This is a genomic window from Faecalitalea cylindroides ATCC 27803 (genome assembly GCF_000469305.1).
Classification (GTDB): Bacteria; Bacillota_I; Bacilli_A; order Erysipelotrichales; family Erysipelotrichaceae; genus Faecalitalea; species Faecalitalea cylindroides.
Genome location: NZ_KI270984.1, coordinates 1 through 7,881, shown reverse-complemented (window position 1 = coordinate 7,881; position 7,881 = coordinate 1). Strand labels below are relative to the sequence as shown.

Annotated in this window: 7 protein-coding genes and 1 tRNA gene; all 8 read right to left on the bottom strand. The window is 34.2% G+C overall.

Translation table 11 applies throughout. The annotated features are described in order from the left end of the window. Positions 1-66, bottom strand: a tRNA-Leu gene (locus tag HMPREF0367_RS10385). 60 nt (positions 67-126) lie between these two features. Next, entirely contained in the window at positions 127-372 is a 246-nt protein-coding gene (locus tag HMPREF0367_RS03560; protein ID WP_015536026.1) for a hypothetical protein, read from the bottom strand. 874 nt (positions 373-1,246) lie between these two features. Continuing rightward, positions 1,247-2,086: a DegV family protein gene (locus HMPREF0367_RS03550; protein ID WP_035401253.1), complete on the bottom strand. Its 840-nt coding sequence runs from the start codon at positions 2,084-2,086 to the stop codon at positions 1,247-1,249. A gap of 55 nt (positions 2,087-2,141) precedes the next feature. After that, positions 2,142-3,617, bottom strand: a complete 1,476-nt coding sequence (gene malQ, locus HMPREF0367_RS03545) for a 4-alpha-glucanotransferase (protein WP_035401250.1) — start codon at positions 3,615-3,617, stop codon at positions 2,142-2,144. Positions 3,618-3,635: 18 nt separating this feature from the next. Further along, positions 3,636-4,082, bottom strand: a complete 447-nt coding sequence (locus tag HMPREF0367_RS03540) for an S-ribosylhomocysteine lyase (RefSeq protein WP_035401247.1) — start codon at positions 4,080-4,082, stop codon at positions 3,636-3,638. An 11-nt stretch (positions 4,083-4,093) separates the two neighbouring features. Then, positions 4,094-6,142 carry a ribonucleoside triphosphate reductase gene (locus HMPREF0367_RS03535; RefSeq protein WP_035401257.1) on the bottom strand — a complete coding sequence of 683 codons (2,049 nt, stop codon included), beginning with the start codon at positions 6,140-6,142 and terminating at the stop codon, positions 4,094-4,096. Further along, a complete protein-coding gene (locus HMPREF0367_RS03530; RefSeq protein ID WP_035401245.1) occupies positions 6,120-7,271 on the bottom strand; it encodes an anaerobic ribonucleoside-triphosphate reductase activating protein in 1,152 nt (383 codons plus the stop codon). Before HMPREF0367_RS03530 ends, HMPREF0367_RS03535 begins: the two co-directional genes overlap by 23 nt. A 101-nt stretch (positions 7,272-7,372) precedes the next feature. Continuing rightward, positions 7,373-7,881, bottom strand: a 509-nt coding sequence (locus HMPREF0367_RS03525) for an IMP dehydrogenase (RefSeq protein WP_035401243.1), incomplete at its 5' end; no start/stop codon positions are given.

Sequence of the window (7,881 nt, the reverse complement as noted above, 5' to 3'; positions counted from 1 at the left end):
GAAGGGACTCGAACCCACACGCCGAAGGCGCCAGATCCTAAGTCTGGTGCGTCTGCCAATTTCGCCACACCCGCGTTTTCCTGAAAGCTTATTTATAATACAACATAAATTTCAAAAATGCAAGCACTAATGTAAAATTGTTGGTTTTTCTAACATTTCCAATTCTTCTTGTACATAAGCCTCCAATTTTTCAATGAATTCATCATTGATTTCAACACCATCAATAACTAAAGGGCCTTCCATTCCATCATCACGCACAAAATGAATCTTTGGAATCTGATTCCATTTTTTCTGGATTTCAGAATTATCCAACTTTTTTAACTGTTCAATGATCGGTCTAGCAATCTGTTCAATTACTTTATCTTCATTCATATTTTACATTATAGTCAAAACTTCAAATCTCGCAAGTAAAATACAGAAACATTATAAATGGGTAACCAACTTTCATATCTGATGTGTCCAAATAACGAATTATATATAAACGAATGTGGTGTTTATTCACTTTAGTTAAACGATACTGTATAATTAAATAAAGATAACATTTAATTCATAAATTAAATGATTTTAATGTTACAGAAAAGTTTTAAATGTATTGATTTTGATGATGATAATAAGAGATGTAATATTTTGATTGGCGACAAAGGTAGTATTAATTATTCTGATATATCTAAAATTGATGTACTGAATCAACAAGAATCTTTTAAAGGAGAGCCTAAATTATTTACCCATTGAGTTCTAGTCGGAACAACATTCTTTTGCGAAACAATGAAGCCACTTTTTATGTAGGTTTAAAAATCACCTTAAAAGATGGAACAATCAAGGCAGCATATATACATATATATCAGACAGAAAAACAGGCTTTAATATAGATATCTATCACAAGGATGAAGAAGAAGCCAATACAATCAAAAAGATCATTGAAAAAAATCCTATCCTAAGATCATTCTAAATACTTTTGCAGCTCAAACACAATAATTTAAGGAGAACATAATGAATCCAATTCTAAATATGATTTTTTCAATTATCATAATGTTGTTATTGACCATGGTATCGAGAAAGCTTCTTGATAATGAACATGAACTACTCTTCTTCTTAATTTTCAATATAGCCGGATTTATCTTTGAGTATATAATTTGCGGTTTAAGAGGACCTTATCTAGTATTTCAACTTATACTATGGTTATTTTTTTCTTTGGCGCGAATCTATATGAATCGAAATGAAAAGCGCTTTTGAGCGCTTTTTCTATTTAATATTTAATTTTCTTGATTCTTCCAAAACCAATGGTTCCCTGCCCTGTATGCGACATGATAATAGCTTTAAATTCATGCTGTTCCACAGGTTGATGGACAGTTTCTTCTAACATTATCTTTAGCTCATCGCCCATCTTACGATTGTCTGCATCAATGATCATCCAATCATAATCAGCGGGGTTAACCCCTTTAGTAACATATTCAATACCTTGAATATATGCTTTCTTTAAAGTACGTACTTTGGCAACAACATCGATTGCACCATGATCAACACATAGAATAGGTTGAATCTTTAACAATCCGGCTAGACTTGCCGCCGCAGGAGAAATACGTCCCCCATTCTTTAATGTCGTTAAATTTTCAGGAATCAAAGCTGCCAACATATTTCCTTCAGTCTCAATTTTTTCTTTGACCTGGGCTGTAGTATATCCTTTTTTAAACATTTCTCGTGCCGTCAATAACATCTTGATAACCGGATAACAAACAAACTCTGAATTGACAACAGTTACTTTTCCATCAAAATTTTTCGCCGCCTGCAAGGCAATATTACAAGTACCAGACAAGGCATATGTCAAAGGCAAGTAGAAAACTTCATCATATGTTTCTAACAAATCATGCCACATTTTGACCATATCCCCAAGCAATGGTTGTGACGTTTTTACACTTTCATTATTGTTTAAAGCTTCAATGATCATAGAATCATCAATATTTACGCCTTCAATATATTCTTTATCTTTTATAACAATAGGCATTCTTAATACATGAATATCTAATTCTTTTGCTTCCTGTTCCGTAATATCTGCGCTTGAATCGCACATCAAAGCTATCTTACTCATACTCTCACATCCTCGTTATGATTTACTCTAACACAATTAATTTGGAATTGACAGATTATTTCCCTTTTCGCTTAGATTTCTGGATCAGTTTTTTATAAACTGGAAGAACCGTTTTTAATTCATCAAAAGATATTAACCTCCATTCCCAGTTTGGTGACCCGACAGTTCCTGGTGTATTGATTCTTGCTGCATCATCTAAAGCCAATAAATCTTGAACAGGAAAGATTACAAGATCAGCTACACTGTTAAAAACTGCATGAATGATTCGATCCGTACATTTTCTTTCTTTATACTTTTTAAATTTTTGTGAAATCTTTCTTTTCTGATAGGAAGATAAATTTTTATACCATCCTACTAAAGTTTGATTATCGTGAGTCCCTGTATAAACGATCGTATTCTGTGTTTCTTTAAAATCATTATTGGATTCATATGGATCCAATTCAAATTGAACGATTTTCATTCCACTTAAACCATAATGATCTCTTAATTCAAAAACTTCTTCTCTTAAATCGCCTAAATCCTCTGCTACAATATGTATATCAGGAATCTTTTTATTAATCATATCAAATAATTCATATCCAGGAGCCTCGACCCATTCTCCAATTTCTGCGGTTGGGCAGCTAACTGGAATCTTCCAATATGTATCAAATCCTCTAAAATGATCGATTCGAACAATATTAAATAAAAATGTACTCCAGATCAAACGATCGATCCAGAATTGAAAATCCGTTTCTTTTAAATATTCCCAGTCATAGATTGGATTTCCCCATCTTTGTCCAGTTTTACTAAAGTAATCCGGTGGTACACCGGCTACATATGTTGGATTGTATTTCTCATCTAATAAGAAACATTTTTTATTCGTCCAAACATCTGCCGAATCAATTCCGACATAAATGGGGATATCTCCAACAATTTCTATGCCTGCTTCATTGGCATATTTTTTTAGATCAAACCATTGTCTATAGAAGACATACTGAACAAACATCTCATACTCCAATTGTGGTCGATGTTGTTCAATATCATATTGATATGTGTCTGGCCATTCCTGCTCTTCAACAGGCCATTCCAGCCAACATTTCAGATCATGTTTTTTCTTCAATGTAATAAAGGCAGCATAATTAAATAACCATGGATGTTCTTCTTTGAAATAATGGAATCCATCTCTTTCAATACCTGTTTCCATGCATCTTTCAAAGGCCATGTGTAAGTAAGTTTCTTTAAAAGACCTTACCTTTGGATAATCAATCGAACTTCCTCCTTCTAGATACTCATCGATTTCTTCGCTCTTTAATAAGCCCCATTCTACAAGCAATTCCAGAGAAATATAGATTTCATCTCCTGCATAGGAAGAATATGGCTGGTAAGGTGAATTCCCATATCCAACAGGATTTAAAGGAAGGATCTGCCAAACTTTAAATCCTGCTTTTTTAATTAAATCTACAAATTCATAAGCACTCTTTCCAAAATCACCAATTCCATGTGCTCCACCAAGCGTAGATACTGGAGCTAGTATACCTGCACGTCTTGTCATAACGATCCCCCAATACTTTTACAATAAATGGTATTCATGTTCCCAATTGGAATCGATAAAGAATTGGCTGGATTCTTTAGCTTTTTCAAGATCCATGTATGTATAATTTCCACACTCTTCTTTTTTCGCACCTGGAATCTCCTTGTCCCAGCAGGCAATTTCTTGAAACACTTCTTTGATGACATCAATGACTGTTTCAAATGATAGATCTTTAATGATCAGATAAAAACCCGTCATACACCCCATAGGTCCAAAATATATAATCTTATCGGCATATTTTCCATTTCTTAATAAAGTTGCTCCTATATGTTCAATCGTATGAGCAGCTTTGGGATCAAGTGGTGTATCCACATTAGGTTCACACATACGAATATCATATGTAATCAAAGTATCATCCATACGCGAGATATATACCCCTTTTTTTAACTTCGTATGATCCACACAAAAACTTTTTATTCTTTCCATAACCATTCCTCTTATCCTATATTGTAATCATTTCTTTTTTCAAACTCCTGTTTCTTGGCATCATTCCAACGATCTACAGGTCGATAGTATCCACTTACTCTTGCCCAGACTTCACTTTTCTTGCCACATACAGGACAGGTTGATTGTTTTCCGTTGATATATCCATGTTCTTTACAAATTGAGTAAGCTGGAGAAAGAGTAAAATAAGGCACTTTATATTTAGTACATATTAATTTGATTAAATTTTTGATTGCCTTTGAATCAAAGATGCGCTTATTCAAATACACATCAAATACTGTTCCACCTGTGTATAAGGATTGAAATCTCTCTTCAATTTCCAATGCTTCAAAGACATCGATCTTAGCATCAACAGGAAGGATTGCTGAATTTGTATAATATTGATCCGCCTGAATATCTGGATACAACATATGATCTTTTTTCTGAAAACGATATGTCACATGTTCAGCTGGTGTTGCCTCTAAGTTAAATAACTCATGATATTCGTGTTGATACTCCAACAAACGTTTCTTCATATGTAAAAGGACTTCTTCGCAAAAATCCTGTGTTTCCTTTTTCAACAAAGAAGCTTGAAGCCATTTGGCATTGATACCTGCTTCATTCATTCCAATCAAACCAATCGTTGAAAAATGATGATCAAACGTTTGAATATATCGCTTTGTATATGGGTAAAGACCACCATTTAAAAACTTATCCAGCACTTGTCGTTTAACATGTAAACTTCTGGCCGAAAGATCCATAAGATAATCTAATTTTTGAAAGAAATCCTCTTTATTTTCCGATAAATATGCAATTCGAGGCATATTGATCGTGACTGTACCAATATTACCGGTATTTTCTCCATAGGCAAACAACCCACCTGATTTATTGATCAGGATATCTTCTTTAAACTCATTATCAAAGTTTTCTCTTAAATCAATAGGTCTTCTATTTGTCGCAATACAGTTGGCAAAATAAGGGGTTCCATATTTTGCTGCCAATTCAAACAATAAATCATTGTTTTCTCCATTTTCAAAATCAAAATCTTTTGTAATTGAAATCGTAGGAATTGGAAATTTAAAACCTCTTCCTGTCTGATCGCCATGAATCAAGATATCCAAAAACACTTTTTGGATCATACACATCTCTTTTTGACAATCTTTATATGTAAAATCTTGAGGTTGTCCTCCTACGATACAAGGAGTATCTTTTAACTCTTCAGGAACGACCCAGTCAAAGCCAATATTGGAAAAAGGTGACTGTGTTCCCCAGCGGCTGGGAATATTCACTCCATATATAAACGTTTCAATACATTTGTGTACTTCATTCTCACTTAAACCATCCACTTTGATAAATGGCGCCAAATATGTATCAAATCCTGTAAGGCTTTGAGCCCCTGCCCATTCATTTTGCATGATCCCTAAAAAGTTGACTAGTTGATTTGCCAGGGCAAATAAATGTTTAGCCGGTCTCGATGTAACATTTTCCTTAACACCACCTAAGCCTTCCAATAAGAACTGGTGTAAAGACCATCCTGCTCGATCAGCCGTTAACATATCTAGATCATGGATATAAATATCTCCATTTAAATGCGCCTGAGAAATCTGTTCATCATAAACCTCATTTAACCAATAATTTTGTGTGATCGCTCCTGAATTGGATAAGATCAAGCCACCTACAGAATATAATTCAAGGGATCCCTCTTTTTTCTTTGCGGTACTTTGACTTAAATACGAATCTACAATATTTTTGTAGTCTTTGACCGTATTGGAAATATCTCGCACATTTTCTCTTTGTTTACGATACAGGATATAGGCCTTTGCCACTTGATAATATCCTGTTTCTGATAATATCTTCTCAACACTATCCTGAATTTCTTCGACTTGGATCGCATGATTTTTGATCTTGTCTTGAAAATCGGAAGTAACGCGTAAGGCAAGCAAATCGATGATCGAATCATCCGTATCCAGTTTCAAAGATAAAAAAGCTTTCTTAATTGCAGCCTTTATTTTATTGATATCAAAAGATACAAGTTTTCCATCACGCTTCTCTACCTGAAACATATGCTTCCCCCTTTATTTGTATATTTGGTATAACCGCTTTAAAAATATGTAAAGCTTCATTCATCTCGTTTTGATCAAAGGCATGATAATTTTCAACCATGGTCGATGGATTTGACATCAAAGTCACTTGTTTTACCCCTTTAAGCCATCCTGCCATTTCCTTTAAACGGTTGGTATCATGTAATTCTTTGATCAAAGTAATCGTAATATCATAATCGATTTGACCTTTTTTTAAGATTTCGATCGATTTTGTAATAATATCGGTATTAAAATTTGGAATACCAATCGTTTCTCCATAATAAGAAGGAGCATTTTTAATATCCAGGCTCACAAAATCAATCAATTTTTGATCGATCCATGATTTAAGTCGATCTGGATACGATCCATTCGTTTGAATCTTCACAAGATATCCAAGTTTCTTTACATATCTTAAAAAAGGTGCAAGTTCTTGGTGCATCAAAGGTTCTGGTTCCTTAAGACAAACGGCATCATATATATCTTTACGTTTCTCTAAAAAATTCTTGATATCTTCCAGGTTTAGCTCCATACGATTTTCGTTTAAGAAAATCAGATTACGTTTCGTACAGTGTTTACAGCGAAAATTACAACCTGCTGTACTCAAGACAGTCGAAACTTTATCTGTATAAAAACTCAAATCCACTTTCTGATGATCGAAAAACTGAACCTGTTCATCATCTTTATCCGCGAAGACCTTTGCGTTTTCAGCCATATCTTCATATAAATAAGAAAACTCTTCAATTTTTTTAGAAGGAATCGATTGAATGATGTGCTTCCACCAATTTCTTCGAATGCTGTAAATCTGATTCATAACTTCTTTGGTCTTATCGGTCGTATATAATTCTTTTGCTCGTTTATCTTTGATTGAAGACTGTACAATAACATAACCTAAATTGACCAATTTTTGAACATTTTTTGTGATCGTTCCCTTGTCATATCCACCATCTAAGGCAATCTTTTGCATTGATATTCCCTCTTCTTCATAAATGGCGATCAAGATTGGCAATTGTGCATAAGTCAAAGATAGATTTGCAAGTTTTTTATCATAATATTTTTGGGTACTGCGATATAAAATGCTGATGTCCATCAACAAATCATTCTGTCTAGCCATATATTCTCCTCAATTAGTCATAGTTTATCATGCAAAAGTTGCCCATTCAACTATTTATAAACAAAATAAAAAGATCAGACAATTGCCTGATCTTATCTACATTATTTTACTTTTGCATCAAAGTGTTCATCACGCACAACAACATCGTGTGCGCCACCTTCTACGATACTTGTACTTGACACAAGAGTAACTTTGGCATTTTTTTGAAGTTCTGGGATCGTTAAGCATCCACAGTTACACATTGTATGGCGAATCTTAGATAGAGTTAGACCTACATTATCGCGTAAGCTTCCAGCATATGGAACATAAGAGTCAACACCTTCGACAAAAGACATCTTATTTTCTCCACCAACATCATAGCGCTGCCAGTTTCTAGCACGAGCACTACCTTCGCCCCAGTATTCTTTCATGTAATTTCCATTTACACTGACGATCTTATTTGGTGCTTCTTTAAAGCGGGCAAAATATCTTCCTAGCATTACAAAATCTGTACCAAAGGCAAGTGCCAATGTGATGTGATAATCATGCACGATACCACCATCACTACAGATTGGAACATAAATACCTGTTTCTTCAAAGTATTTATCACGAGCACGAGCTACATCCCATG